Origin of the sequence: Aquimarina spinulae (assembly GCF_943373825.1) — a bacterium.
In the GTDB taxonomy this organism is placed as follows: domain Bacteria; phylum Bacteroidota; class Bacteroidia; order Flavobacteriales; family Flavobacteriaceae; genus Aquimarina; species Aquimarina spinulae.
The window spans coordinates 591,387-617,269 of sequence record NZ_CALSBP010000002.1; the positions used below are offsets into that span (position 1 = coordinate 591,387).

24 protein-coding genes are annotated in these 25,883 nt (G+C 31.8%); 12 read left to right on the top strand and 12 right to left on the bottom strand.

All coding sequences use genetic code 11. From position 1 onward, the window contains the following. Nucleotides 1-16 precede the first annotated feature (16 nt). Nucleotides 17-1,309 (top strand): glycosyltransferase, encoded by a 1,293-nt coding sequence (locus NNH57_RS08180; protein ID WP_159099213.1) that lies wholly within the window; start codon nucleotides 17-19, stop codon nucleotides 1,307-1,309. Between the two features lie 9 nt (nucleotides 1,310-1,318). Here NNH57_RS08180 and NNH57_RS08185 read toward each other — a convergent pair whose 3' ends face one another. The 8 genes from NNH57_RS08185 to ruvX form a co-directional block, all read right to left on the bottom strand. Continuing rightward, the gene (locus tag NNH57_RS08185) at nucleotides 1,319-2,263 is read right to left on the bottom strand and encodes an NAD(P)H-dependent flavin oxidoreductase (RefSeq protein WP_074408625.1); all 945 of its coding nucleotides are present in this window, start codon (nucleotides 2,261-2,263) and stop codon (nucleotides 1,319-1,321) included. 27 nt (nucleotides 2,264-2,290) lie between these two features. Continuing rightward, a complete protein-coding gene (gene mnmA, locus NNH57_RS08190; protein ID WP_074408626.1) occupies nucleotides 2,291-3,478 on the bottom strand; it encodes a tRNA 2-thiouridine(34) synthase MnmA in 1,188 nt (395 codons plus the stop codon). A gap of 112 nt (nucleotides 3,479-3,590) precedes the next feature. Further along, on the bottom strand, nucleotides 3,591-4,280 hold the full coding sequence (locus NNH57_RS08195) for a toxin-antitoxin system YwqK family antitoxin (RefSeq protein ID WP_074408627.1): 690 nt from the start codon (nucleotides 4,278-4,280) through the stop codon (nucleotides 3,591-3,593). Nucleotides 4,281-4,427: 147 nt separating this feature from the next. Next, nucleotides 4,428-6,314, bottom strand: a complete 1,887-nt coding sequence (yidC, locus tag NNH57_RS08200) for a membrane protein insertase YidC (protein WP_074408628.1) — start codon at nucleotides 6,312-6,314, stop codon at nucleotides 4,428-4,430. 91 nt (nucleotides 6,315-6,405) lie between these two features. After that, entirely contained in the window at nucleotides 6,406-8,046 is a 1,641-nt protein-coding gene (locus NNH57_RS08205) for a CTP synthase (protein WP_074408629.1), read from the bottom strand. A 205-nt stretch (nucleotides 8,047-8,251) separates the two neighbouring features. Then, nucleotides 8,252-8,674 (bottom strand): DUF5606 family protein, encoded by a 423-nt coding sequence (locus NNH57_RS08210; protein ID WP_074408630.1) that lies wholly within the window; start codon nucleotides 8,672-8,674, stop codon nucleotides 8,252-8,254. Between the two features lie 206 nt (nucleotides 8,675-8,880). After that, on the bottom strand, nucleotides 8,881-9,471 hold the full coding sequence (gene def / locus NNH57_RS08215) for a peptide deformylase (RefSeq protein WP_108807843.1): 591 nt from the start codon (nucleotides 9,469-9,471) through the stop codon (nucleotides 8,881-8,883). Nucleotides 9,472-9,495: 24 nt separating this feature from the next. Further along, nucleotides 9,496-9,906: a Holliday junction resolvase RuvX gene (gene ruvX / locus NNH57_RS08220; protein WP_025667265.1), complete on the bottom strand. Its 411-nt coding sequence runs from the start codon at nucleotides 9,904-9,906 to the stop codon at nucleotides 9,496-9,498. A 127-nt stretch (nucleotides 9,907-10,033) separates the two neighbouring features. On the opposite strand from ruvX, the gene NNH57_RS08225 reads away from it, so the two are divergent. From NNH57_RS08225 to NNH57_RS08255, 7 genes are all read left to right on the top strand, one after another. Continuing rightward, entirely contained in the window at nucleotides 10,034-10,849 is an 816-nt protein-coding gene (locus tag NNH57_RS08225) for a 2,3,4,5-tetrahydropyridine-2,6-dicarboxylate N-succinyltransferase (RefSeq protein ID WP_074408632.1), read from the top strand. Nucleotides 10,850-10,925: 76 nt separating this feature from the next. Then, a complete protein-coding gene (locus NNH57_RS08230; protein ID WP_074408633.1) occupies nucleotides 10,926-11,987 on the top strand; it encodes a glycosyltransferase family 9 protein in 1,062 nt (353 codons plus the stop codon). 37 nt (nucleotides 11,988-12,024) lie between these two features. Next, nucleotides 12,025-12,792, top strand: coding sequence for a glycosyltransferase family 2 protein (locus NNH57_RS08235; protein ID WP_074408634.1), 768 nt, complete (start codon nucleotides 12,025-12,027; stop codon nucleotides 12,790-12,792). A 154-nt stretch (nucleotides 12,793-12,946) separates the two neighbouring features. Next, entirely contained in the window at nucleotides 12,947-15,322 is a 2,376-nt protein-coding gene (locus NNH57_RS08240) for a TonB-dependent receptor (protein ID WP_108807842.1), read from the top strand. A 12-nt stretch (nucleotides 15,323-15,334) separates the two neighbouring features. Then, entirely contained in the window at nucleotides 15,335-16,204 is an 870-nt protein-coding gene (locus NNH57_RS08245) for a DUF4249 domain-containing protein (protein WP_074408636.1), read from the top strand. 11 nt (nucleotides 16,205-16,215) lie between these two features. Beyond that, nucleotides 16,216-17,253, top strand: a complete 1,038-nt coding sequence (locus NNH57_RS08250; RefSeq protein WP_082994933.1) for a sensor histidine kinase — start codon at nucleotides 16,216-16,218, stop codon at nucleotides 17,251-17,253. Next, nucleotides 17,250-17,996, top strand: a complete 747-nt coding sequence (locus NNH57_RS08255; protein WP_082994934.1) for a LytR/AlgR family response regulator transcription factor — start codon at nucleotides 17,250-17,252, stop codon at nucleotides 17,994-17,996. Before NNH57_RS08250 ends, NNH57_RS08255 begins: the two co-directional genes overlap by 4 nt. A gap of 16 nt (nucleotides 17,997-18,012) precedes the next feature. Here NNH57_RS08255 and NNH57_RS08260 read toward each other — a convergent pair whose 3' ends face one another. The 3 genes from NNH57_RS08260 to NNH57_RS08270 all read right to left on the bottom strand — a co-directional run bounded on the left by NNH57_RS08260 (nucleotide 18,013) and on the right by NNH57_RS08270 (nucleotide 20,891). Beyond that, complete coding sequence (locus NNH57_RS08260; protein WP_074408638.1) at nucleotides 18,013-18,792, bottom strand: protein kinase family protein; 780 nt, start codon at nucleotides 18,790-18,792, stop codon at nucleotides 18,013-18,015. Between the two features lie 97 nt (nucleotides 18,793-18,889). Continuing rightward, nucleotides 18,890-19,945 (bottom strand): glycosyltransferase family 4 protein, encoded by a 1,056-nt coding sequence (locus tag NNH57_RS08265; RefSeq protein WP_074408639.1) that lies wholly within the window; start codon nucleotides 19,943-19,945, stop codon nucleotides 18,890-18,892. Between the two features lie 4 nt (nucleotides 19,946-19,949). Then, nucleotides 19,950-20,891: a WaaS/CpsH family glycosyltransferase gene (locus NNH57_RS08270; RefSeq protein WP_108807841.1), complete on the bottom strand. Its 942-nt coding sequence runs from the start codon at nucleotides 20,889-20,891 to the stop codon at nucleotides 19,950-19,952. A 108-nt stretch (nucleotides 20,892-20,999) separates the two neighbouring features. Between NNH57_RS08270 and NNH57_RS08275 the strand changes: the two genes are divergently transcribed. Together NNH57_RS08275 and NNH57_RS08280 are read left to right on the top strand one after the other, a co-directional pair. Then, complete coding sequence (locus NNH57_RS08275; RefSeq protein WP_074408641.1) at nucleotides 21,000-21,662, top strand: class I SAM-dependent methyltransferase; 663 nt, start codon at nucleotides 21,000-21,002, stop codon at nucleotides 21,660-21,662. Between the two features lie 179 nt (nucleotides 21,663-21,841). Then, nucleotides 21,842-22,483, top strand: a complete 642-nt coding sequence (locus NNH57_RS08280; RefSeq protein ID WP_074408642.1) for a class I SAM-dependent methyltransferase — start codon at nucleotides 21,842-21,844, stop codon at nucleotides 22,481-22,483. A 168-nt stretch (nucleotides 22,484-22,651) separates the two neighbouring features. Here the strand turns inward: NNH57_RS08280 and NNH57_RS08285 are convergent, their stop codons facing one another. Then, the gene (locus NNH57_RS08285; protein WP_108807840.1) at nucleotides 22,652-23,602 is read right to left on the bottom strand and encodes a hypothetical protein; all 951 of its coding nucleotides are present in this window, start codon (nucleotides 23,600-23,602) and stop codon (nucleotides 22,652-22,654) included. Nucleotides 23,603-23,810: 208 nt separating this feature from the next. On the opposite strand from NNH57_RS08285, the gene NNH57_RS08290 reads away from it, so the two are divergent. Both NNH57_RS08290 and NNH57_RS08295 read left to right on the top strand, forming a co-directional pair. Then, a complete protein-coding gene (locus tag NNH57_RS08290) occupies nucleotides 23,811-24,380 on the top strand; it encodes an L-threonylcarbamoyladenylate synthase (protein ID WP_074408644.1) in 570 nt (189 codons plus the stop codon). Between the two features lie 7 nt (nucleotides 24,381-24,387). Then, nucleotides 24,388-25,830: a CCA tRNA nucleotidyltransferase gene (locus NNH57_RS08295; protein WP_074408645.1), complete on the top strand. Its 1,443-nt coding sequence runs from the start codon at nucleotides 24,388-24,390 to the stop codon at nucleotides 25,828-25,830. The last annotated feature ends 53 nt before the right edge of the window (nucleotides 25,831-25,883 follow it).

Below are 25,883 nucleotides of genomic sequence, written 5' to 3' on the forward strand. Positions count from 1 at the left end.
TATCTTAATGACACTGATGTCTCAAAAAAAAATCCTTTTCGCGTGTATACCCGCAGATGGACATTTTAATCCTATGACAGCTATAGCAATCCATCTCAAAACAAAAGGATATGATGTAAGATGGTATACAGGAGAGGGGTATAAAAACAAGCTACATCAAATGGGAATACCGTATTTACCATTTCGAAATGCACAGGAACTTAAAATAGAGGAAATAGATCAAATGTATCCTGATCGAAAAAAGCTAAAAGGAATTGCGCATATTAAGTTTGATATCATTAATCTGTTTATTAATAGAATGAAAGGTTACTATGAAGATATAGCAGAAATATATGACGTTTTTCCATTTGACATTTTGGTATGCGACAACACTTTCCCGGGATCTATTGTTAAGAAAAAACTTAATATACCTATTGCTAGCATAGGAGTTGTACCTTTAGCGCTTTCTGCACCCGATATTCCTTTATACGGCATTGGTCATCAGCCCGCTACAACATTTTTTGGCAAGAGAAAACAGAACTTTATAAAGCTAATGGCAGACAAGCTTATTTTTGACGAAACAAGAGTTGCGTATAATCAGTTGTTGCGTTCATTGGATTTACCCGAAGAAGAAAATCTAACTATTTTTGATGTAGCCCCTTTACAATCGGATATCTTTTTGCAAAATGGGATTCCTGAAATCGATTACCCAAGGTATAATCTTCCAGCTTCTATAAAATATGTTGGTGCACTACAAGTTCAAACTAATAACAAAAATCAAAAGATAAAAAAAGATTGGAGTACTATTCTAGACACCTCTAAAAAAGTCATATTGGTATCTCAGGGAACAGTAGAGAAAAATCTAGAAAAACTTATTATTCCATCCCTAGAAGCTTTTAAAGATTCAAATTACATAGTTCTGGTAGCTACAAGCTATACCGACACTAAAGGTTTACAAAAACGATATCCTCAACAACATTATTATATCGAAGATTTTATAGCTTATGATGCTGTAATGCCTCATATAGATGTTTTTATTATGAATGGAGGGTATGGCAGTGCCTTACTTAGTATTAAACACGGTGTACCAATGATTACTGCAGGAGTTAATGAAGGTAAAAATGAGATCTGCTCCAGAATGGATTATTCTGGAATCAGTATCGATCTAAAAACAGAAAAACCTCGAGTAATTACAATACAAAATGCTACCGAGAAAATATTAGGTACAAATAAATATCTAGAAACAATACAAACCATACAGCAACGTATAAATTCTTATAATACACTAAATATCTGCGAGCAACATATTACTTGTCTTATTTCGGAATAAAAAATATTTTTATAGCGAAACATCGTTCATTTCACACTGTACAGTATTGAATTCTGTGATCATATCTTCTATTATGATCCCAGCAGGCTTGATTTCATGAATTAATCCTGACACTTGTCCTATCTCTAATTCTCCTTCATTTAGATCTCCTTCAAACATACCTCTTTTTGCTCTGGCGCGTCCTAATAGTGTTTTTAACTCATCTACCGAAGGTGCTGTAGTATATAGTGCTGCTACATCCTGATAAAACTTATTTTTAAGTAGTCTTACCGGGGCTAACTCCTTTAGAGTAAGTTGCGTATCCCCTTCTTTTGCCTCGACCACCATATTTTTAAAATCGATATGTGAAGATGCTTCCTCACTTGCTACAAAGCGACTTCCTACCTGAACACCATCTGCCCCCAGAGCCATAACAGCATACATAGCTGCACCTGTAGCAATACCTCCGGCTGCGATTAAAGGAACATTTATTCTTTCTTTAACCATAGGAATCAATGCCAGTGTAGTAGTCTCATCTCGTCCATTATGTCCTCCTGCTTCAAACCCTTCTGCTACCACTGCATCAACACCAGCTTCTTGTGCTTTTAAAGCAAATTTAAGACTACTTACCACATGTACTACCGTAATTCCTTTTTCTTTAAGGTAGGGCGTATATATTTTTGGATTCCCGGCAGAGGTAAATACTATTTTTACACCTTCTTCGATAATAATTTGTATAGCTTCTTCCAAATTGGGATATAACATCGGAATATTTACCCCGAAAGGTTTACTAGTTGCTTTTTTACATTTCTGAATATGCTCCCTAAGCACATCTGGATACATAGATCCCGATCCTATAAGCCCCAATCCTCCCGAGTTACTCACTGCACTTGCTAATCTCCAACCACTTGCCCATATCATCCCTCCTTGTATTATTGGGTATTGAATATTAAATAGCTCTTTAATTTTGTTCATACTATATAAATATGTGTAGTTTAATTTTTATGAGATTACTCCAGACCCAACTAATTCATCTTCGATATACCATGCCACAAATTGACCTTCGGTTATTGCGCTTTGATTATTTTCAAAAACCACATACACCCCAGAGTCAACCCTATACAATCTAGCTTTCTCTAACGGTTGTCTATATCGGATTCTTGCCATTACTTCCAACTCTTCATCTATCATTAATTTAAGATCATCTCTCACCCAATGCAGCTCTTCTATAGCTATAAACAAAGCTTTTCTATATAATCCAGGATGTCTTTTTCCCTGACCCGTATAAATAGTATTCGTTTCTACATCGGTTTCTATTACAAAAAGTGGTTCTGGTGTACCTCCAACAGCCAAACCTTTGCGTTGTCCTTTAGTATAAAAATGTGCGCCCTGATGTTTTCCTACTACCTTACCATCATTAATATCATACGTATATTTATTAGATAAAAACTCTAATTCGTCTCTTTTGGATACAAATTGAGGATGTTCTCGTTGATATTTTTTTTCTGAAGGAGATATTTCAATAATATTTCCTTGTTTTGGTTGTAATTTTTGTTGAAGAAATTCTGGCAATCTAACTTTCCCGATAAAGCATAATCCCTGAGAGTCCTTTTTATTTGCGGTTGCTAAACCTTGCGCTTTAGCAATATCCCTAACTTCGGGTTTCAGTAATTCACCTACAGGAAAAAGCGTTTTTGCCAGTTGTTCCTGAGATAATTGACATAAAAAATAGGATTGATCTTTATTAGGGTCTTTTCCTTCTAATAAACGATATACTTCTTTTCCATCTTTTATAATAGTATCCTTTCTACAATAATGCCCTGTAGCCACATAATCTGCTCCAAGAGATAACGCAATTTTTAGGAAAACATCAAATTTAATTTCACGATTACACAATACATCCGGATTTGGTGTACGTCCTTTTTCATATTCGTTGAACATATAATCAACTATACGTTCCTTATACTCTTCACTAAGATCAACTGTCTGAAATGGTATTCCTAATTTTTCTGCTACCAATAATGCATCATTACTATCATCTAACCAAGGACATTCATCAGATATTGTAACGGAGTCATCATGCCAGTTTTTCATAAACAAGCCAATAACTTCATATCCCTGTTCTTTAAGTAAATATGCGGCTACACTAGAATCAACTCCACCCGATAATCCTACGATTACTCTCTTCATCAAAAATGCTGTATTTAATCTTTAAAATTTTATGCAAAAGTAATAAATAAAAAAAGCAATGCTAGCGCAATGCTTTATGGTTTTATCTATACCGATATTTTATATATCAATCTTAAAACCCTCTTTTTTGAACCGGGAATAATTTTTGTTCAGAGAGTTTTCCTTCTTTATAGTATTTCCACATACCATTTTTACGTCCTCTTTTATAATTTCCTTCGATAATCAATACTCCGTTTATGTCATAATACTTAGTAATCCCATGTAATTGATCATTATCATAGGTAAATTCTTTTATAATCACACCTGTATCAGAGTACATAGTTCTTTTTCCGTTTTGCTTGCCATTGATATACGAAGTTTTTTCGGTTAACTGGCCATTTTCAAAATAGGTAAGTTGTTCTCCATCTAATTTTCCAGATTGGTATTGTTCAGTCATCATGATCTTATCGGATCCTTTATGGTAATATTTCCATATTCCTATACGGTTTTTACCAATCATCTGGCCCTCACTTATTACTTTCCTTTTTTGAGTAAAGTATTTAACACTAACAGTATCGCTACTTTTAGAAAACAACTTAATTGCTGTAGGAGAACTACCTCCGTTAGGTTGATAAAATTTAAATTCTCCTATTTCTTTTCCGTGATCAAATTTTCCTTCATAGCGTAGCTGTTCACTACCTTCATATTTTTTTTGCCATTTACCATGTCGTTTACCATTAGCATCAAATGCATTATATTTTTGACCTAAAACAGAGTAACATACAAGAAAAGATAAACTACAAAATAAAAATATACTTCGCATAACTACAATTTAATTTGGGACATTATTTCAACACATCTAATCTCCAAAAAGTATACCAATATTATAAAATCAAATTCACAAAACGAAGGTTAAATTAAAAAAAAGCTCCTTATTCAGGAGCTTTTCTAAAATATATCGACATAAAGGTTATTTCTTTTTTGTCTTTTGTTGTTGTTCTGCCTGCTCCATTAATTCTTTCATCTTTTTCTGGAACTTACCTTGTTTCTTAGGTTTCTTCTTATTTTCTTGAATTTTGGCATGAATCTTATCTTCATCAATAATCACATTTTTAATGACTAACATAATCCCGATAGTAATTAGGTTAGAAATAAAATAGTATAATGATAAACCACTCGCATAGTTATTAAAGAAGAACAACATCATTAATGGGGATAAATACATAATAAATTTCATATTAGGCATCCCTGGTTGTTGTGTTTGCATAGTTTGCCCTGTAGTCATCATCATGTAGATAAAAATAGCTACCGATGCCAGTATAGGAAACAAACTGATATGATCTCCATAAAAAGGTATTGTAAATGGCAGCTCTGCTATAGTATCATAGCTAGATAAATCATCTGCCCACAAGAAACTTTTTTGTCGTAATTGAAATGCACTTGGGAAGAAATTGAATAAGGCATAAAAAACAGGAATCTGCATTACTGCTGGCAAACAACCACTCATCGGGTTAACCCCTGCTTTACCATAAAGAGCCATTGTTTCTTGTTGCCTCTTCATCGCATTATCCTTATGCTTCTCATTAATTTCTGTAATCTCTGGTCGTAAAACTTTCATTTTAGCCTGTGATAAATATGACTTGTATGTAACAGGAGATAAAATGATACGTACAATAATAGTCATCACAATAATAGCGATCCCATAAGGTAGAAAACCACTTAAAAATGCAAAAAACGGTATAAACAAATACTTATTTATTATCCCAAAAATTCCCCAACCTAGAGGTACTATTTCATCAAGATTACGTTCATAAGTATTTAAAATTCTATAATCAGTAGGACCATAATACCAATCCATTGAATAATTAAGCTCTCCTCCTTGTAGTTCTAAAGGCATAGAGGCAGAAAATTCTTTGGTTACTTTTATATCTTTATCATCCAACTCACTTGAATTTGCTATATTTTTAGAAGTAAAAGATGCTTTTTTGAATGGAGCATCTGTTAGCAGCACAGAAGTAAAGAAATGTTGCTTAAAAGCTATCCAACTCACATCTTGCTCTTCGTCATCTGCAAATTCTCCTTGTCCTAAATAGTCATCTTTATCACCATCATATTCATATAAAACCTCGGTATATCGATTTTCATATGCTGCACTTTTAGCATGTCTTATCCCTTGCAGTTGCCAATCTAGGTTTACTGTTTGCCCACTATTAATTACTTGTTGTAACCCTTGAGATCGAACTGTAAAATCAACCATATACTCATCTGGTTTCAGTTCATATCGATACTCTAGAAATTTGGTGTTCGAAACCTTTAGTTTCATAGATAAGATTGTATTCTCTCCGTTTTTGGTTATCGTAGGTTCAAAGAATAAATCTTTTGTATTTAGGATTCTATTATCTGTGGTTCCAAAATTAATATTGAAAGAAGCATTTTTCCCATCCTTAATCAGGTATACAGGAACCGAATCATAGGTTTTAAAGTTTTTTAATAATGCTTCAGAGATATACCCTCCTCTATTATTTACTTTAAGGCTCAAAACTTCATTCTCAATCTTGGTAAATTCATCTTTGGCCGAAGGTAAACTAGCAGAATACGAAAATGCCCCTAATTGTGATTTTGCATTAGATAATGCAACAGAATCTGATGGACTTGCTATGATAGCTTCACTTTCTTTTACAAAATCTGTAGTTTTTTCCTTGTCTGTTTTTGTCTCTGACTCTAACTGTTCTTTTTTAGCTTTTTCTGCCTCAATTTCTTCTGGAGTTGGTTGATTTAGATAGAACATCCAAACGATGATTCCAAAAATAAGTGCAAATCCAATTATCGAATTAAGATCAAATTTCTTTTCTTCCATGTATTGATGTATAAAAAGCCTTTATCTGATTACTCAGAAAGGCTTTTAGAATTATATATTGTTATTTTGTTGTCAATTATCTGGCCAATTGCTATCCTTGTGACACTTTGGCATTCTTATTCTTTTTTGAATATTCTACAGCTGCTCTTATAAAAGCAATAAACAAAGGATGTGGGTTTGCAACTGTACTCTTATACTCTGGATGGTATTGAACCCCAACAAACCAAGGATGATCTGGAATTTCTACAATTTCTACCAATCCTGTTTTTGGATTAACCCCTGTAGTCCTAAGTCCTGCTTTTTCTAATTGTTCTTTATAATTGTTATTATATTCATATCTATGGCGATGACGTTCGGCTATCATAGATTTTCCGTATGCTTCAAACACTTTACTGTTTTCTTTCAATTCACAATCCCAGGAACCTAATCGCATAGTCCCTCCCATATCTATAATATCTTTTTGCTCTTCCATAATATCAATTACTGGGTGTGGTGTATTTTCATCTACTTCTTTAGAAGAAGCTTCTTTAATTCCCATAACATTACGAGAATACTCAATAACTGCCATTTGCATTCCTAAACAAATTCCAAAAAACGGGAGTTTATTTTCTCTTGCAAATTGCACTGCTTTTATTTTTCCTTCTGTCCCACGTTCACCAAATCCCGGTGCAACCAAAATCCCGTCTAAGTGAGCTATTTCATTTTTTATTGTATCGTTAGTAATATATTCTGAATGTATACTTACCACATTTACTTTCACTTCATTCTCTGCGCCTGCATGAATAAAAGATTCTAAAATCGATTTATAAGAATCTTGTAATTCTACATATTTACCTATAAGTCCAATAGTGACCTGGCATTTTGGATTTTTATGTCTTTGTAAAAAATCATTCCATTTCTCCAAATTAGGTTTATCGTCATCTTGAAGAAGTAATTGTTTAAGAACAACTTTATCCAAGCCTTCTTCTAACATCAAATTAGGTACATCATAAATTGTAGATGCATCGATAGATTCTATTACTGCTTCTTGTCTAACATTACAGAAAAGTGCTAATTTTCTTCTTAAATCATCAGAAAGTTCATGCTCTGTTCTACATACTAGAATATCTGCTTTTATCCCGCTTTCCATCAATGTTTTTACACTATGCTGGGTAGGTTTTGTTTTCAACTCTCCTGCTGCCGATAGGTAAGGGATTAAGGTTAAATGAATAACCAAAGCATTAGCATCTCCTAGTTCCCATTTTAACTGCCGTACAGCTTCTATATACGGTAAAGATTCTATATCTCCAACTGTTCCTCCTATTTCGGTAATTACAATATCGTAATTACCGCTTTTTCCCAGAATCTGTATTCTTTCCTTTATTTCGTTTGTGATATGTGGAACAACCTGAACTGTTTTTCCTAAAAATTCTCCTCTTCTTTCTTTTTGAATAACACTTTGATATATTCTTCCTGTAGTTACATTATTGGCTTGAGAGGTTGGTGTATTCAGAAAACGCTCATAATGTCCCAGATCAAGATCAGTCTCTGCTCCATCATCGGTTACATAGCATTCACCATGTTCATATGGATTCAAGGTTCCCGGATCAACATTTATATATGGATCCAGTTTCTGAATTGTAACCCTGTATCCTCTTGCTTGTAATAATTTCGCCAGAGAAGCTGCTATAATCCCTTTTCCTAAAGAAGAAGACACGCCTCCGGTTACAAAAACATATTTGGTATTAGCCATGTAAACTAAATATTTAGTAAGATTGTATTAAAATTTTGCGCAAAAATACAAAGAAGTCATCAAATCATACATCGAAAATCAATCAATATTATGTAACTTATCCATATTCCTTCAACAACTTAAAAATTTGAAAATGAATTCACAACACATATAAAAAAATAAAATCCTGCCTCACGACAGGATTTTATTATAAAAAATTATGTTCTTATTCTTCTTCTTCAGTAACTTTCTCTTCTTCTGCTTCATCAAAATCTGTTAATCCTTTAGATTGTAAAATATTATACCATTGAATTACTTTTTTCATATCGCTAGCATACACTCTATCCTCATCATAATCTGGTAGCACTTCGCTAAAATAAGCTTCTAATTTGTCTTTAGATTCTTTGTGACTTATAGCTTTTTCGCCATTTTCTTTTTCAAAAATCTTTTTAAAGATTTCTCGTAAAGGAACTTCTTCTGTAAATGTATAAATTGCAATTTCGCTAAGCACACTTACATTGTGTCTTATACTTACCGATAATCTTTTTCCATCTAATAAAGATTCTGCTAAAAACCCACTTCGAGTTTGAGTTTTTAACTCATATAAACCAGGTTTACCCGAAATTGCTAATATTTTATCTAAGCTCATATATTTTTATCTATTTATGATATATTTCTTTTTAAAGATCAGATCTGTATTAATGCAGATCGATAAGGAATTTACTCGCCAATTATTTCAATCACTACTAAAATTCTTAAAGCTTGCTCATCTCCCTCACAAAGTTGGCAAATATCAGTAGTTCGTTTTAAAAAATCAAACATTTAACCAACATAAATATCAAAAGTAGCCTGTGATTATCTACCTTTTTTTAGTAAAGGAAATCGCATTCTGTATTCTGAATTAATTTTCCCTTTAGAAATATTTGCTAGTTTTCCTTTTATTAAACGTTTTTTAAGGCTCGATAGTTTGTCTGTGAACAAAACACCTTCGATATGATCATATTCATGCTGAATCACTCTTGCCGCCAGCCCACCATAAGTCTCGGTATGCTCTACAAAATTCTCATCAAAATAGTGAATTTTTATAGTTTCATTACGAAATACATCCTCTCGTATTTCAGGAATACTTAAACACCCTTCGGCAAAAGCCCACTCTTCACCTGTTTCTTCTAAAATAGTAGCATTAATAAATACTTTTTTAAAGTTCTTTAACCGATCTGCTTCTTCTTTAGATAATTCTTCATCTTCAGAAAAGGGTTCTGCATCAACAATAAATAATCGAATAGGAAGTCCAATCTGTGGAGCTGCTAATCCTACCCCATGTGCATTATACATGGTCTCAAACATATTATCCAGCAATTCTGACAATTTGGAATAATCTTTGGTTATCTCTTTTCCTTTTTTCTTCAATACCGGATCTCCGTATGCTACAATGGGAAGTATCATATTTTATTTCTTATTTCTAATTATTTATCGATTATACAAATAATCTTGCAGTATAATCGTCGCACTAATCTGATCTACTAATGCTTTATCTCTTCTTTTCTTTTTTGAAATACCACTAGCAATCATTGTATCAAAAGCAATTTTAGAGGTAAAGCGCTCATCAATTCTTTTTACAGGAATATCTGGAAGTAATTTATTCAATTTTTCTAAAAAAGGTAAAATTAACTGTTCGCTTTCTGAAGCTTCTCCATGCAACCTTTTAGGTTCTCCTACTATAAAAAGCTCGACCTCTTCTTTAGACACATAATCTTTTAACCATAATAATAAATCACCAGTATCTACAGTAGTCAACCCAGAAGCAATAATCTGCAACTCATCTGTAACTGCAATCCCGCAACGTTTTCCTCCATAATCAATCGCTAAAATCCGTGGCATTCCTTTTTTTTTGCAAAAATATAATATTATTACAAAACGACACTTATTTATTAATGGTTTCCTAAAATATCTATAATCGATACTTTTTTCGAAGGAAGCTATTATCTTTACCAAAATTTTTTATTCGATGAACCAACTAAAGGAAACCATAGAAAAAGCCTGGGAAAACAGAGAGCTTTTAAAAGAATCAAATACGCAAAGTGCAATACGTGAAGTAATTAACTTATTGGACTCTGGAAAACTTAGAGTTGCAGAACCTGTAGAAGGTGGCTGGCAAGTAAATGAATGGGTGAAAAAAGGAGTAGTATTATATTTCCCTATTCAAAAAATGGAAACTCTAGAAGCCGGGATTTTTGAATATCACGACAAAATTCCATTAAAAAAAGGATATGAAGCCAAAGGAATTCGTGTAGTTCCTAATGCTGTTGCCCGTCACGGTGCTTACATCTCTCCTGGCACTATCTTAATGCCTAGTTATGTAAACATAGGAGCCTATGTAGGTCAAGGAACTATGGTAGATACATGGGCAACTGTGGGTAGCTGTGCTCAAATAGGAAAAAATGTTCATCTTAGTGGTGGTGTTGGCATTGGTGGTGTTTTAGAGCCATTACAGGCTGCTCCTGTAATTATAGAAGATAATGCATTTATAGGATCCAGATGTATTGTAGTCGAAGGAGTTCGAGTAGAAAAAGAAGCTGTGTTAGGTGCTAATGTAGTATTAACAGCATCTACCAAGATTATTGATGTTACAGGTAATACTCCTGTAGAAAGAAAAGGGGTTGTTCCTGCAGGGTCTGTTGTAATCCCAGGAAGTTATACTAAGAAATTTGCTGCTGGAGAATTTAATGTACCTTGCGCTTTAATTATTGGAAAACGTAAGGAAAGTACAGACAAGAAAACTTCACTTAATGATGCTCTTCGTGAATATGATGTAGCCGTATAGTGTAAAGTATGAAGAAAGAAACTTGAGCTTGTCTTCTCTTTTTTAGGACAAGCTCAATTATTTTGATCAATAGCATATGAAGATTTTGGTTATTCAACAAAAGATGATTGGTGATGTGCTCACAAGTACTATTATTTGTGAAGCATTACGAAAAGAGCACCCTAATGCTACTATTGATTTTTTGGTGAACTCTAATACTAAATCTGTCATAACAGAAAATCCATTTTTTGATCATATTATAGAGTTTAAAAATGAATATCAAAATGACAAAAGGGCCTTTTATGCTTTTCTAAAAGAAATACGAAAGTCTAAATATGATCATGTAATCGATGTATATGGGAAATTAGAAAGCAACCTCATCACTCTATTTTCTGGTGCTTCAAAAAGAGTATCTTTCTATAAATGGTATACTCAGTTTTTTTACACAAAAACCATTAAAAGAAATCTTGTTCCTATTACAAATGCTAGTATAGCAATAGAAAATAGATTACGTTTGGTTTTTCCTGAAAACAGAATCACTTCTGAGATTACAAGACCGAAAATATTTTTAACTAAAGAAGAAAAAGAAAAAGCTCGTGAGTTTTTAGAATCCAACGGGATTGTTACCAAGACGCCGTTAATAATGATTAGTGTTTTGGGAAGTGAAATGAGAAAAACACTTCCTTTCGAGTATATGGCAGAAGCTATAGATGCAATTGTTAAGAATACCGATGCAAATATTCTTTTTAATTACATCCCGAATCAGGAAAAAGATGCCCGTACAATCTACAACCTTACCATGCCTAAAACGCAGAGGCATATTCATTTTGATGTATTTGCCAAAAGTTTACGAGGATTCCTGGCTATTCTCTCTCATTGCGATGCATTAATAGGCAACGAAGGAGGCGCTGTAAATATGGCCAAAGCACTTGATATACCTACTTTTACTATTTTTTCTCCCTGGATTCATAAAAAAGATTGGAATATGTTTGAGGATGGAGAAAGGCAAACATCGGTTCACTTATCTGATTATATGCCTGAATTATTTTTAAACAAAAGCAATAAAGAACTTAAAAAGAATTCTTTAGAACTTTACCCTAATTTTAAAACAGAATTATTCATTAATCAATTGCATAATTTTTTAAGTAAAAACTTGTAATTTGCATTTTTAAAACCAAATCATCATAGAAAAAGAGATTTTACATAGAGAAAAAGTTACCGCTATAGTCCCCTGCTATAACGAAGAACATAATATCAAAGATGTATTAGAATCAGTTTCATTTGCTGATGAAATTATGGTTGTTGATTCTTTTAGCACAGATAAAACGGTCGAAATCGCAAGAGAATATACAGATTTCATTATTCAAAGAAAATTCGATTATCCTTCGTTTCAAAAAAATTGGGCTATTCCTCAAGCTACGCACCAGTGGATATTATTAGTTGATGCTGACGAAAGAGTAACCCCTGAGCTTAAAAATGAAGTGCTGGAGGTATTAAAAGATCCCGGAAAAGATAATTTTGTAGCATACTGGATAAAGCGAATGAATCATTTTATGGGAGAAAGGATACATTATAGTGGATGGAGAAATGATAAAGTTATTCGATTATTTCATAGAGATCAATGTAAATATGATGACAGACATGTACATGAAGAAATTGTTACTCCAGGTAAAATAGGAATATTAAAAAATAAATTTTACCATAACACATACACTACCTTTGACGCTTATATCAATAAATTAAACAGATATGCTTCCTGGCAAGCAGAAGATTACGACAAAAAAACAAAACGATTAACTCCATATCATTTTGTAATAAAACCTTTTTGGGCCTTTTTAAAACATTACATTATACAAAGTGGATTTAGAGATGGTGTTCCTGGTTTAGTTATAGGTTATGTTCAGGCATATGCAGTTTTTATGAGATATGTAAAGCTTTGGTTATTTAGAAAAAATCGAAAATAACATTTAGAGGTTTCTTTATTATTTCTCGGAAAAAAATTCTTCTTTTAAAAAAAACCAGGCTTATCAGGTTTTTTCGAGGTTCTTCTTTATTTTAGAATACATAGTATACAACAGATATAGTTTTGAATAAAAATTGTTTAAAACTATATCAAATATGAAGAAACAACTTGTATACCTATTTTGTCTATTTTGCTTTGGAAGCTATGCCCAGGAAAAATTTTCAATAAGTGGATATGTAAAAGACAATCTTTCTGGAGAAAAGCTACTGGGAGTTAATATTATTATTAATAATACTTACGGAACTACCACAAACGACTATGGTTTTTATTCTATAAACCTAAAAAAAGGCATTCATCAAATTGAAATTAGCTATTTAGGATATAAAACCATTAGTAAAGAGATTAGTATAACTGGCAATCAGAAAATAGACTTCGATCTCACCGAAGAATTGGCAGAATTAGATGAGATTATAATTTCTTCTAATACAACCCGAAAGAATATCGAGTCGACCGAAATGAGTGTGATATCCTTAAAAGGAGAAACCATCAAAAAACTACCTGCTATACTTGGTGAGCCAGATGTATTAAAATCACTTCAATTATTACCTGGCGTATCCAGTGTTAATGAAGCTTCTTCTGGATTTAATGTAAGAGGTGGATCTGTTGACCAAAACCTTATACTTCTTGACGAAGCTACTATTTATAATGCCTCTCATCTGTTTGGTTTTTTCTCTGTTTTTAATTCTAATGCTATTAAAAATGCAAAGCTATACAAAGGAGGAATCCCATCAATATATGGAGGTAGATTATCATCTGTACTAGATATTAAACAACGAGAGGGTAGTACTAAAAAGTTTGGTGGAGAAATAGGAGTTGGTTTAATTTCGGCAAAAGCACTTATAGAAGGGCCTATATTAAAAGGGAATAAAGAAGAAGCTTCTGGAAGCTATATGCTCGCAGGTAGGAGGTCTTATATTGACTTGTTTACTTTTCTTACCGATGATTTTAAAGATAGTTCGCTTTTTTTCTATGACCTCAACCTTAAATCGAATTACAATATTAATACCAACAATCGTTTATTTTTATCAGGATATTTTGGCAGGGATAAATTCGAGCTAGATAAGTTTTTAGGAACCATATGGGGAAACACATCGACATCCTTACGCTGGACTAGTATTCTTAACGAAAAACTCTTTTTGCAAACCTCTGCTATCTACAGCAATTACGATTATAACCTTGATAATTTGAGAACAGGATCTGAGTTTAGATGGAAATCCAGTATTACTAACTATAATTTCAAACCAAGGTTATCCTGGTTTATTAATAACAATAATACTCTTAAGACAGGTATCGATATTACCTATTACAATTTCAAACCAGGAAAAATATCCCCTTTTAAAGGCTCTACTATTAATGAGGAAGAATTTAGTCAGAAATTTGGTTTAGAAAATGGTATTTATGCCGATTTAAAACAAAAACTTTCTAAAGATTTAAGTTTACAATATGGAGTACGTTGGTCAAACTTCTCAAGGTTAGGACAGGAAGATATTCGTGAATATAATACAGGAACTCCTCTTTCCTATAACCCAGAACAAGATATTTATGAAGAAAATGAAGTTACACAGATCACGAATTATAGTTCTGGAAAACGCATTAAAACATTTAATGGTTTTGAACCTAGAATTTCTATTCGATACCTTTTAAACGAATCTAATTCTTTAAAACTAAGTTATAATAAAATGTATCAATATTTACATCTTATTTCTAATACTACTTCTCCTACTCCTCTAGATGTATGGTCGCCCAGTGGCCCGTATTTATCACCACAATCAGCAGATCAGCTCGCACTTGGATATTTTAAATCTTTTAAAAAAGGGAAATATGATCTAAGCCTTGAAACTTATTATAAAAAACTAAAAGATGTAACCGATTTTATTGACGGAGCAGACCTTTTATTTACTGAAGAAATAGAAACTCAGGTCGTACAAGGAAAAGGAAGAGCATATGGACTTGAAGTACAGCTTAACAAAAACGAAGGCAAGCTTACAGGATGGCTGAGTTATACCCTCGCTCGCTCTGAAAACAAAGTACTGGGTATTAACAATAATAAATACTACCCCAGCAATAGTGATCAATTACACGAACTAAACCTGGTTGGTTTCTATAAACTTAATAATAGATGGGATTTTGGAGCAAACTTCATTTTTGGTTCAGGAAGACCAGTTACTTACCCTACAGGACGATATACACAAAATGGACTAGTAGTAGCCGATTATAACAATAGAAATGGCAATCGATTACCTACATATCACAGATTAGATATTTCTGCAACATTAAATCCAAAAAAAGGTAAAAAAGGAAAATGGGTTTTCAGTATTGTTAATCTGTATAACAGGCAAAATGCAGCCTCGATCTATTTCAATGAAATTGGCGAAACTAACAACGTAGAGATCGCTACAGGAATGACACAAGCAACCAAATTATCATTCTTTGGGATCGTACCTAGTATATCATACGAATTTAAATTTTAAAAAATTATTAGCATGAAAAATATAATCACCATACTGTTTACGTTATTAATTATAACCGTTTCTTCTTGTGAAACAGATGTTACTAATGATATCTCTCTAGTCGAAACACCACCTCGACTAGTAATCGACGGAGGTTTGGAACGAAATATCAAAACTCCCGTTACCACACAACAAATAAGATTACTAACCACAGCACCTTTTTTATCTAATAAAGATTTTCCTTTCGTTAGTGATGCTCAGGTTACTATATCTAATGGTACGAATTCCTGGATTTTTGAACATACAAACAATGGATTTTATGAAAACTCAGACATAATCCTCGAAATTGGAAACACCTATACTATCACAATCGTATGGAAAGGAGAAACATACCAGGGAACCGACATATTAAAGGAAGAGGTCCCCAGATTCGATAAGTTTTATTTTGAGTTTGAAGAAGAAACTGTTTTTGCAGACGAAGGATACTTTATAAAATTTGATACAACCGACCCTATTAATGTTCAAAATTTTTACCATTACAGACTCTTCAAAAATAATGAATTCGTCACCGTTCCCGATCCGGGGAATAGCCAAGTACTAATCGTATCTGATGAATTTTTTGATGGGAAACAACGTATTGGGGTTAAACCTAACGAAGATATCTTTTTTGAAATTGGAGATATTGCAACCGCACAGCAATTATCTATATCAGAGCCTTATTTTGATTACCTTAAAGAATTATTTACCCAAACTGGAAATTTAGGAAATCCAATAGTTGGTAATCCTCCTCCGGCATCAATACGAGGAAATTTGATAAATTTAGACAATAGTAACAATCGCGCCCTTGGGTATTTTTATGTAGTAGATGTAGAAGAAGATACTGTAACTATTACTGAAAACTAAAATAGTATACATTGAAAAGTAACAGAATATATTTTTATCTGCTCATCATTCTTTTATTGAATGCTCTTCATCTTATTAGTGAAATCTATGCCGATGGTTTAGAAGAAGGTATCATTGAAACCTTAATTCTGTTACCTGTCAGTTTTTCCTTTACTTTATTTGTCTTTTGGTCAAGATTGTATATCAAAAACACTATTGCAAACAAAATTATAACAAGCAAAAACAAAGTACGCTTTTTAAGTTTTTGGGCTATAGTTATTACAATCAAAACTCTAGTATTAACTTTTATTTTAAAAGGATTTAGTTCTTATTTTTTTAATGATGATGAAGGCCCCGAACCTTTCTTTGATTTAGCTTTTTGGGCAGTATTACTTGCTTGTTTCTCTATAATTGTATTTGTATATTTTATTGAGATTTTTCTTGAGTCTCAAAAAGAAAAACAAGATATTAAAGTAAAGCTAACCCAATACCAAAGTGAAAAATCAATAGCTCAATATTTAGCTTTAAAAAAACAACTAAACCCCCATTTTCTTTTTAATAGTTTCAACAGTCTTCTGGGTTTAATCAGTATTGATAGTAAAAAAGCTGAATATTTTTTACAGGAATTATCTAATATCTACAGGTATAATTTAACCCAAAGTGAAGAAGTTGTAGTAACATTAAAAAAAGAACTTAAATTAATATACTCCTATATGTCCTTACAAAAAATAAGGTTTGGAGAACATATTACTCTTGAAGATCATATCGAAGAAGCTAAGCTTAATTTTTTACTACCTCCTATGACTTTAGAGTTGTTACTAGAAAATGCCATAAAACATAATGTCATTGAGAGTAATAAACCGTTAAAAATATCTATTATAAGTGAAGGTAATAGCATTAAAGTAATGAATAACTTTCAACCTAAAAATCATCATTATGAAAAGTCATTAGGAATAGGGCTTAAAAATCTAATCAATCAATATAAAATGCTGCATCCAGAAGTTCCGCATTTTAAAATAATCAATGGCAATTATATTGCTTATATTCCTTTAATAGAACCTGAATTATGATAAAAAGTATTATTATAGAAGACGAAAGTATTGCTGCCATTAGATTACAAAACTTAATTCAGGAAGTTAATGACCAAATTATAATCACAAAAGTACTTTCTTCTGTAAACGAATCTATACAATACCTATCTACAGAAAATCCCGATCTCATTTTTTTAGATATTAACTTATCTGACGGGTATTCTTTCGAAATTTTTAAAATATTAGATATTAAGATTCCTATAATATTTACAACGGCATACTCTGAATATGCTATCAAAGCTTTTGAACAAAATAGTATTGATTACCTTTTAAAGCCAGTTACCAAAGAAACTCTACAACGTAGTATAAATAAGTTTTTTTCACTTAACAAGAAACAGCTTCCAAAATATAAAGATTTGTTTTTACACAATGAGCATGAATACAAAAAACGATTTTTAGTAAAGATGAATACCAGTTTAAAAACTATAGATATTAATCAGGTTGCCTATTTTTATACAGATGAAAAATTAACTTTCATTAAACTATGGGATGGTAAGAAAATACCTATTGATTTCTCTTTAAAAAAACTAGAACAAGAGTTAGATCCTTTAGATTATTTTAGAATAAACAGAAAATACATTGTTCATTTAAAATCTATTGGAGAAATGTACTATTCTTCTAAGTCGAGGATAAAAGTAGCTTTAAAACCTGCATCGCACGAGAATAATATATTTGTCGCTATTGAAAAGCTAGGGAAATTTAAAAAATGGCTTTCGCTTTAATCGTAACCGTTCATTTTTAATCTTCCCGATATTTTTTCTTCCAGAAAAAGATTTTTCTTTTTAAGGCTATTTTATCATGATATTTCTTTTGAAATGCTGCGGTAAGTCCCCACATCTTTTGATACAGTATTGATTCATCCTCACCGGTTAACTTAGCATATTCATTAGACATGATTGCAACCATTTCCTTTTTGGGTGTTAATCTCGAAAAATTACGAATCCTGGTTTCCATATCTAAATCTCCAAACTCCATCCTATTTAGATCTACCAAATAAAAATCATATCCAGAACTTGTTTTTACAATCAAGGTATTCCCAGGAGAATGATCTAAAAACAGGATTCCTTTTTCATGAAGATCATACGTAAATCTTGTAAAAGCTCTTAAAATAGCTTCATGATCTGGGTAATCTGGCTCATGTACTAATTCGCGATACGTAAGATCATAATTGAGCAATTCACTAACATAATAGCTTTTTCTAAATAAAAAAAAGGTAGTATATAAATCATAGGCTAATGGGAATGGAGTTTTTATTCCCAGTTCTAATAATCTATTTGCATAATTATAAGACCTTTCTGCCTTTGATTTTCTAAAGAATCGATATACAACCTGATTTATAAAATTAGGAATCTTGAATGATTTGATAGTATACTTTTTACCTTCAATCTCTACAATTTTTATAACATTGCGTTCTGCATCTCCCAATATTTCATGATAATCATCAAAATGCGCTATTGTTTTCTGCACTTCGGTTTCAACTGATTTATAATCTGGGTGTATGATAAATTTACGTTGCATTCTTTATGTATAATAATCTAAACAAAAGTAACTTTTTGATACGGTTCCTCGGTAATTAGTATTTGGGGATAAGACAAACTTAGACACTTAGTATAAATTACAGTAAGGATTTGTATATTTCATTGTATTCTAATGCTGCTGTTTGCCAACTAAATTTTTCTAATTGGGTTTTAATTTTTTCCTCCATTATAAGTCTATTAGACTCAAAATAGGCAATTTTTGTTAAAAACACATCAGCCATATATTCAGCCCCTAATTCTTCCCAATAAAAACATGCTTCTCCTCCTATTTCGGGTAAAGAAGTTTTATTATAAAGAAAAATAGGTTTATTAAAGTTTAATGCTTCAACTACTGGTAATCCAAATCCTTCTCTTGAAGAAGGAAATACAAAAGCAAAACAATTAGTAAACAGCTTCACTTTTGTTTCTTCGGATACAATACCTTTCAAAAAAACTCTATCTTCTAAGTTATTTTCTTTAATTACATTTTTTAAATGTAAAACATAATCGCTACTACCTTTTCCTGCAAGAATAAGTTTAAATTTTTCTGGAATGTGATTCATCATCAAAATAAGCTTCTCCAGGTTTTTATACGGTCTCATTTCCGTAATACAAAAAAGATAATCATCTGTATTCTTTTCAGGGTCAATTAACGAGGTTTCTTTTAAAGAATTGCCATTATAGATTACTTTTTGTGTTTTTGACGCAGTAACATCAAAATGCTTATTCACCTCATCTTTGGTAAAGTGCGATACAAAAACAAGCACTTGTGCTCTATCTATTTTTTTTTGAATAAAATCCTTCGTTTTCTGATCTACTGCATCCTCATACATAAAATTAATATCATGAATCGTTAAAACATATGGGATTTTCTTATTTGAAGGTTCTATTTTACTTAGCTGGTTGGTAGAATGAAATATATAATTACGACCAAAGATACCCAACTGGCGATGTATTGAATAATAGTATTTAACAAAAATATTCTTTTGATCAAATATTGATTTATAACCTCCTTTTTTGGGGGTATAAAAAATATAATTTATATCAGTATCAATAGATGAAAAAGCTTTAGATAAATGATATGAAAATTGCCCAAAGCCTTTATTTAAGTTTTTTAAGTAATGAAAATCTACAAATACTCTTTTATTCTTCACCTTATTATAAATTTAGAATTCTCTTTATCCAATTATCTATCAGGTACTTTTGATAGATTTCATTTGGTATTTCTTCATATTCATTCTCAAAAAAAGATTTAGGAATTTGAATATTATTTTTATCTATTATCAAGATATTATTTGGGTTATAAAAATCGTAGCTAGCAATAGCTGCATTGGTCGTTATTAGTTTTTTGCTATTCCCTAAGCTTTCAAAAACTCTAAACGATAATCCATCTTGTCCTTCTCTATGAATATCTAACAATACATTAGAATGAGCTACTAACTCATTAACCTCTTTCATATTTATTCGTTCTGTAACGTACTCTACACTACTTTTGGATTCAATTTTCTTTTTCCCAAAACTGATAATTTTATAGGATACACCTAACCCATCTAATTTTAAAGCTATATCATCTATAAATTTAGATCGTTTGCTAAATGTACTTATATTAAAAACCTCTTGTTCTATCGGTAGGTTATTTTTGTTTTCTTTAAAAATATAATTTGTCGCAAATTTAAAATTATGCTTTTTTGAATCGTTGGGTTCAAAAGTATATACCTCATCAAAAAAAGGAGCTACTAATAATATTTTTGGTATTCTTTCTATATTATCATTAAAAAATGCTGTCAAATTCCCAGTAAATGAGCTTATATTCTTAATAATCTGAGGAAGTAAAAAATTAGCGTTAAGCATTAGGATTTTATCTTGTTTCCCAATTTCGTTCAATCGCTTAAGGATTTCTTTATTTAGGTGATTCTTTTTTATATCGTATTTAAAAAAAGTTTTCCCAATAAAATTAAAAATTCGGTGAAAAACCGTAGGATACTGATACCTAAAAGTGTGAAAGTTTATATGATTAACTTCATATCCCTGCTTTTTTAGACTCTTGGCAATTTCATCGTTAATCCCCAAAACATCTAGACTAATCAGTGTTATTTTCATGTTTTAAATAATAATAGAGACAAACTTACTAAAACTAAAGAATCATATTGCTAAAAAAGTAATTTTTAAAATCAATACATTTGTCAGCATTATATTAAAATTATTATAATGAATTATCTATTTATCATTTTACTTATTGTGCTATTGGGGATTGCATTTCCCAAAATCCTCAAGCTTATTAAACATAAGTCATTATATCCTTTTATGCCCTACAAATATAATTTTAGAAGAAGACGCATAACTTTTTCTAAAACATTGCAGCTTTTAAATGAACGAAATGCAAAAATATTGGTAGAGACAGGAACTTCTAGAAACGGTCTTAAAGCGACTAAAACTGATGGTGGAGCAACAATCGTTTTTGGTAAATGGGCAAAAGAAAATAGTGCAAAAATGCATTCTGTGGATATTAGTAAAGATTCTGTGCAAGGAGCTCAGGAAGCAGTACAAGAAGAAAACTTACAAGATAGTACAACAGTATATCTAGGAGATTCTCTAGACTTCTTAAAGAATTTCAACGAATCTATCGACTTTCTATACTTAGATAGCTATGATTATTCAAAAACCGATATAGAGATTCAAAAAAACAGTCAAGAGCATCACTTACAAGAATTCATCCTGGCTGAAGATAAGCTGCATGATAAATCTATCGTTTTAATAGATGATTGCAGACTTCCCGGAGGCGGTAAAGGAAAAACAGTTGTAGAGTATATGCTAAAAAAAGATTGGGAGATTTTAATTAATGCATATCAAATTTTATTAGTAAAAAAATAATCTTTTTTATAAGGTTTTAAAAAATTATTACACTTCAATTACCTATACTAATTAATGTGATTTTACTATAGATCGATATATTTGCATGATATTTAGTAATTGCACCTTAAAAATAAAGTGATAATTTCTATTCAAAATGTAATTGCAAAAATTATCATTAACTAAAAAATATTATAATAATGGATTATGACAATAAACCCGAGGGGTACTACAATAATATCAGAAATGAAATGTTTTCTTTTTTCCCAAAAGAAGCAAAAACAGTATTAGATGTTGGTTGTGGAGAAGGTACTTTTGCTGCTTTTATTAAAGAAAAACACAATACTGAAACCTGGGGTATTGAATTGATGCCGGAGCATGGAAAAAAGGCCGAAAAAGTGCTCGACAAAGTTTTTATTGGCGAATGTGAAAAATTTATTGATGAGCTACCAGATAATCATTTTGATGTGATCTACTTCAATGATGTATTAGAACATCTTGTAGATCCATATTGGGTGTTAGAAAAAATAAAAAACAAACTATCACAAAACGGTGTCATTATAAGCTCGATACCTAATATGAGATACCATAGTGCTTTAAAAAACCTGGTACTTAAAAAGAATTGGGAATATGAAGAACACGGTATAATGGATAAAACACACTTGCGATTCTTTACTGGTAAGAGTATTGCAAATATGTATACGAGATTAGGGTATAAAATAGTACTTCATAAAGGTATTAATAAAACAAAATCTATTAAGCCATTTCTATATAATATTCCTTTTCTATTTACAGCAATGGATATGAGATATCTGCAGTATGCTACAGTTGTTAAAAAGTAAGATCTAAGAAAGAGATGAATAATCTGCTTTCTTTGGATAATAAGAATATTAAATTAACTTATCACTTACTCCAAAATACAGAAGGCATTTTATATACAAATTAACAAAGGGTTCCAACATTGGAACCCTTTGTTTTTTAAATTCTATCTAATTTTAGCGTTTATCAAACTACCAATTAATTCGATCTCTCCATCGGTTACGTTCTACATCACCATACATCTTCTCTGTTATGGTTCCGCTTACATTAATATCCCAATGAGCACCAGCTATTGGCCCCGGAGCAGTGACAGAATTAAGAAGTAATGTTTGATGGGTAGCACAAGAGGATGAAAATACAACAGAACGATTATTAACATCACTTGGATGAGATGAAACCGGACCATTATGGTTTCTTAAAAAAGAGTTATTACTTAAATTAATTGAAATTTCTCTTCTTTCTCCAGAAAGTCTCCATCTTCTACGTTTAGGATTATATTCTAACTTTACTCGTAAGAATATTCTATAAGTATCTACCCGGAAAGGTCCTCCTGTATTTAAATGTTCTGCATAAACTTCGTGCACATATTTAAAAGCTCGAGGAGAAGTTCCTTGAACGTTACCCGAACCGCAATTCTCTACATATCTTTGTTTTCTAAATTCATATTGATTATCTACAACAACTGTTTTTGCTGCACCTATTCCTGTCTCATTACCAGGTACTCCTTTAGGATCAACTCGGGTGTAAGATACAGAACCAACTTCTTTAAGGTTTTCTATATTAGATTTTTGAGCTGCAATTCCTTCTGCATCAAGTTCATAAAATTTACCATCCTTAAACCAAATGATTTTACCTCCTAATTCAAACTCATTATCATTATTTAAAATTCCTTGAATTGCAGGTGAAACCTCCAGGTCTCTATCAAATGAGAAAAAAGAGTTCATTTCTAACTCCTCCATACCTAATTTTGAAAACTTAGAATAAAGATCATTAAATTCATTCCAATCTTTAAAAGAAAATCTATCCGTTTTTGATTCAATAGTTGACTCGACACTTGCCTCATGTTCAATAGAATTGACATCTCCTTTTTCACAAGAAATGATTACTGTCATTATGAACAGTAAAAAAATGATTTTTTTCATAATATTAAGGTTTTAAGATTATTTTTGCACAAAATAATTTCTGTCATGCATTCAGAATTTGTATAATGAAATTGGCCAATTCATAAATGAATGTTTTCAACAGTAAGCATGTTACCGGCAAAAACAATAATTACAACTACTTTAACTTTTCTTACAAAAAAAGTTTTAAAGTAATACCATTTCATAATCATCTATTAATTCAAAACTAATGTCTGATCAAATCATAGAAACCCAAAATGCAATCAACACACTAAAAAAAGGAGGGATTATCCTCTATCCTACCGATACGATTTGGGGTATTGGTTGTGATGCTACTAATGCAGAAGCAGTTGATAAGGTATATGCCTTAAAAAAACGGGAAGAAAGCAAATCCATGATTTGTTTGGTTAGTGATTTTAAAATGCTGCAACAATACATAGAAGAAGTTCCTGAAGTAGCCTATGATATTCTAAAATATGCTTCAAAACCCACTACTATTATCTATGACAGACCTTTGCATGTTGCAGAAAATATTATTGCAGATGATAACACATTAGGTATTCGAGTGGTAAGAGATCCTTTTTGCGGAAAACTAATTAGGAAGCTTAAAAGACCTATCGTCTCAACTTCTGCTAACATTAGTGGTATGCCTGCTCCAAAAAACTTAAAAGAAATACCTGCTGCAATTTTGGAAGGCGTAGACTATGTCGTAAATTTGCCCCTACAAAAAAAAGGAGCTAAACCTTCTTCGATTATTAAAATAGGAGGAGATAGTACCGTAAAAATTATTAGGAAGTAATTGATTCATGTCGGAAATCAAAAATTATAAAGAAGCATTACAACATCCAATTTTTGATACAATTGCCAAAGCATCAGCAAGTCTAAAACTAGACAGCTATGTTATCGGTGGATTTGTAAGAGATCATATATTGCAAAGAAAAACTGCTAAAGATATTGACATCGTTGCTATTGGCAGCGGTATAGCATTAGCAAAAGAAGTCTCTAATCTTTTACCGGGTAATCCCAAAGTACAGGTTTTTAAAACCTATGGTACTGCAATGCTAAAAGCTGATGATATCGAGGTAGAATTTGTTGGAGCACGAAAAGAATCTTACTCTGAAAATAGTCGCAATCCCATCGTAGAAAACGGAAGTTTAGAAGATGACCAAAATAGACGGGATTTTACGATTAATACTCTTGCTTTACACCTATCACCAGAACATTATGGAGAAATACTGGATCCTTTTAATGGTTTAGAAGATCTTAAATCAAAAATAATTCGTACTCCTCTAGATCCTGATATTACGTATTCTGATGATCCTTTGCGAATGATGAGAGCAATTCGTTTTGCTACACAACTCAATTTCAAAATAGAATCTACCTCGCTAGAGGCTATTGCAAAAAACAAAGATCGAATTAAGATCATTACTAAAGAGCGTATAGTAGATGAGTTACATAAAATTATTTTAAGTAATAAACCTTCAACTGGCTTTATATTACTAGAACAAACCGGTCTTTTGGATTACATACTACCAGAGCTTATTGCGCTAAAGGGTATTGATGAAGTCGAAGGACAACGACATAAAGATAATTTTTATCACACCTTAGAGGTTGTAGATAATATTGCCGAAAATACAGATAATCTCTGGTTGCGTTGGGCAGCTTTACTTCATGATATCGGTAAAGCTCCTACCAAAAAGTTTAGCAAAAAAGTTGGATGGACTTTTCATGGCCATGAATTTGTAGGTTCAAAAATGGTATTCAAACTATTTAAGCGTCTAAAAATGCCGCTAAATGAAAAAATGAAGTTTGTTCAAAAAATGGTATTAATGAGTTCCAGGCCTATAGTAATTGCAACAGAAGTTACAGATTCTGCTGTTCGAAGACTGGTCTTTGATGCAGGAGAGTATATTGAAGAATTAATGACACTTTGTGAAGCCGATATTACAACCAAAAATCCTAAACGTTTTAAAAAATATCATAATAATTTCAAGATTGTAAGGCAAAAAATGATTGAAGTTGAAGAACGAGATCATGTTCGCAACTTTCAACCACCTGTTACAGGGGAAGAGATTATGGAAACCTTTAATATCAAGCCCTCTCGTGAAATAGGAATCATTAAAGAAGCCATTAAAGAAGCAATTCTTGAAGGAGAGATTCCTAATGAACATGAAGCGGCTTATGAATATATGGTAAAGAAAGGTGAAGAATTAGGGTTGATTACAGAAAGTAATGAAAATTCAAAATAAGTATCGTTACACTTTCTTACTATTCAACTTTATAACTCTCAAGTTTTGTCACT

What these genes read in the sequence shown, in the direction of transcription:
- NNH57_RS08180 (WP_159099213.1), top strand. Translation starts at nt 17, where the DNA reads ATGTCTCAAAAAAAAATCCTTTTCGCGTGTATACCCGCAGATGGACAT.
- NNH57_RS08185 (WP_074408625.1), bottom strand. Translation starts at nt 2,263, where the DNA reads ATGAACAAAATTAAAGAGCTATTTAATATTCAATACCCAATAATACAA.
- mnmA (WP_074408626.1), bottom strand. Translation starts at nt 3,478, where the DNA reads ATGAAGAGAGTAATCGTAGGATTATCGGGTGGAGTTGATTCTAGTGTA.
- NNH57_RS08195 (WP_074408627.1), bottom strand. Translation starts at nt 4,280, where the DNA reads ATGCGAAGTATATTTTTATTTTGTAGTTTATCTTTTCTTGTATGTTAC.
- yidC (WP_074408628.1), bottom strand. Translation starts at nt 6,314, where the DNA reads ATGGAAGAAAAGAAATTTGATCTTAATTCGATAATTGGATTTGCACTT.
- NNH57_RS08205 (WP_074408629.1), bottom strand. Translation starts at nt 8,046, where the DNA reads ATGGCTAATACCAAATATGTTTTTGTAACCGGAGGCGTGTCTTCTTCT.
- NNH57_RS08210 (WP_074408630.1), bottom strand. Translation starts at nt 8,674, where the DNA reads ATGAGCTTAGATAAAATATTAGCAATTTCGGGTAAACCTGGTTTATAT.
- def (WP_108807843.1), bottom strand. Translation starts at nt 9,471, where the DNA reads ATGATACTTCCCATTGTAGCATACGGAGATCCGGTATTGAAGAAAAAA.
- ruvX (WP_025667265.1), bottom strand. Translation starts at nt 9,906, where the DNA reads ATGCCACGGATTTTAGCGATTGATTATGGAGGAAAACGTTGCGGGATT.
- NNH57_RS08225 (WP_074408632.1), top strand. Translation starts at nt 10,034, where the DNA reads ATGAACCAACTAAAGGAAACCATAGAAAAAGCCTGGGAAAACAGAGAG.
- NNH57_RS08230 (WP_074408633.1), top strand. Translation starts at nt 10,926, where the DNA reads ATGAAGATTTTGGTTATTCAACAAAAGATGATTGGTGATGTGCTCACA.
- NNH57_RS08240 (WP_108807842.1), top strand. Translation starts at nt 12,947, where the DNA reads ATGAAGAAACAACTTGTATACCTATTTTGTCTATTTTGCTTTGGAAGC.
- NNH57_RS08245 (WP_074408636.1), top strand. Translation starts at nt 15,335, where the DNA reads ATGAAAAATATAATCACCATACTGTTTACGTTATTAATTATAACCGTT.
- NNH57_RS08255 (WP_082994934.1), top strand. Translation starts at nt 17,250, where the DNA reads ATGATAAAAAGTATTATTATAGAAGACGAAAGTATTGCTGCCATTAGA.
- NNH57_RS08260 (WP_074408638.1), bottom strand. Translation starts at nt 18,792, where the DNA reads ATGCAACGTAAATTTATCATACACCCAGATTATAAATCAGTTGAAACC.
- NNH57_RS08270 (WP_108807841.1), bottom strand. Translation starts at nt 20,891, where the DNA reads ATGAAAATAACACTGATTAGTCTAGATGTTTTGGGGATTAACGATGAA.
- NNH57_RS08275 (WP_074408641.1), top strand. Translation starts at nt 21,000, where the DNA reads ATGAATTATCTATTTATCATTTTACTTATTGTGCTATTGGGGATTGCA.
- NNH57_RS08280 (WP_074408642.1), top strand. Translation starts at nt 21,842, where the DNA reads ATGGATTATGACAATAAACCCGAGGGGTACTACAATAATATCAGAAAT.
- NNH57_RS08285 (WP_108807840.1), bottom strand. Translation starts at nt 23,602, where the DNA reads ATGAAAAAAATCATTTTTTTACTGTTCATAATGACAGTAATCATTTCT.
- NNH57_RS08290 (WP_074408644.1), top strand. Translation starts at nt 23,811, where the DNA reads ATGTCTGATCAAATCATAGAAACCCAAAATGCAATCAACACACTAAAA.
- NNH57_RS08295 (WP_074408645.1), top strand. Translation starts at nt 24,388, where the DNA reads ATGTCGGAAATCAAAAATTATAAAGAAGCATTACAACATCCAATTTTT.